The following is a 1,077-nucleotide window of genomic DNA, read 5'->3' as shown; positions in this document are numbered from 1 at the left end:
CAGTTCCAAGGATTGCAGCCACATGCACAGGCCGAAGCCGGTCGTCGGGAACTTGTCCTTGGGGTAATAGCCCAGGATCATCTGACCCAGATGCAGATGACGGACCGGAACGCCGCCGAAAGCCTCGGCCGGGCTGAAACGCTCGGTCGCCATGATGGCGACATTGACGACACCCAGAAACGAGGCCGGGTCGAAATAGCCCAAGACATCCGCGACCTCGCGGCGATGGACGACATTCGCGCCCATGGTTCCGCTGCGGCAAGCCAGCAGTGCGGGCCGCCGGAAGGGCGCGCGCAGACCCTTGTAGACCTTGTTGAAAAAGATGAACAACGTCGTTTCGGGGAAGGTCGAGGCGAGTTCTTCGGCATCGACTTCGTCATTATTCGCGACAAGGACGATGTCGGTATAGGGGGCGAAGACGCCGCGCCATTCCTCGGCGCTGAAGGTCAGTTCAGATGTCATCGCCTCTCCAGATACGGGCATCGCTGCTGGCCTTCAGAAAGGCGCGGATCTTGCCGGCCTTGGGCAGGCCCTCAAGCTTCTTACCCAGATGCAGGGCATATTTGGCAAGCTTTCCCGAAATCGCCGTGTGCGCGCAAAATCCGGGCCAATCCGTTCCCGCCAGATATTCCGCGTACTTTCGTGAATATCCCCGATGGACCCACGCTGCGCCGTTTTGCCATGGCTTTCGCCGTCCGGTGAAATGCACGATAATCGGATCGCGGATGTCTGGCAAAAATCCGGTCTGGGCATTCCATTTCGGATGCAGTCGTGCCCATTTTCCATCCAGCGCCGCGTTCAGCGCATCCTGATCCAGCGCGTGATAGGCAGAATGCCGATTTTCAACATTGTGCCGCGCCTGTCCAAGCAGGTCGGATTTCAGGCAGGACTGCCAGTCAAAAAGGATCACACCCGAATTGAAATAGGAACTGTCCGGACCAAGCCCCAATTTGTCCCGGCGTGTCGCGATTTTCTTCGGGAAAGGCACGATGTAATCATCAACCGCTGCCGCGATATTGCCATGCAGGTCCAGATGGGCAAGGGCAGACATCGACCTAACCACCAGCGTATCGGCAT

2 protein-coding genes are annotated in these 1,077 nt (G+C 58.2%); both read right to left on the bottom strand.

Going from position 1 to position 1,077, the window contains the following annotated elements:
- The coding region (locus IB235_RS24730; RefSeq protein ID WP_225612624.1) for a hypothetical protein at positions 1–462 on the bottom strand (462 nt) is incomplete at its 3' end.
- On the bottom strand, positions 452–1,077 hold a 626-nt coding region (locus IB235_RS24725; protein WP_304612864.1), incomplete at its 5' end, for a glycosyltransferase. The genes IB235_RS24725 and IB235_RS24730, both read right to left, overlap by 11 nt.

The organism is Paracoccus sp. PAR01, from assembly GCF_014851995.1.
GTDB lineage: Bacteria > Pseudomonadota > Alphaproteobacteria > Rhodobacterales > Rhodobacteraceae > Paracoccus > Paracoccus litorisediminis.
This window is presented reverse-complemented; position numbering and strand designations above follow the sequence as displayed.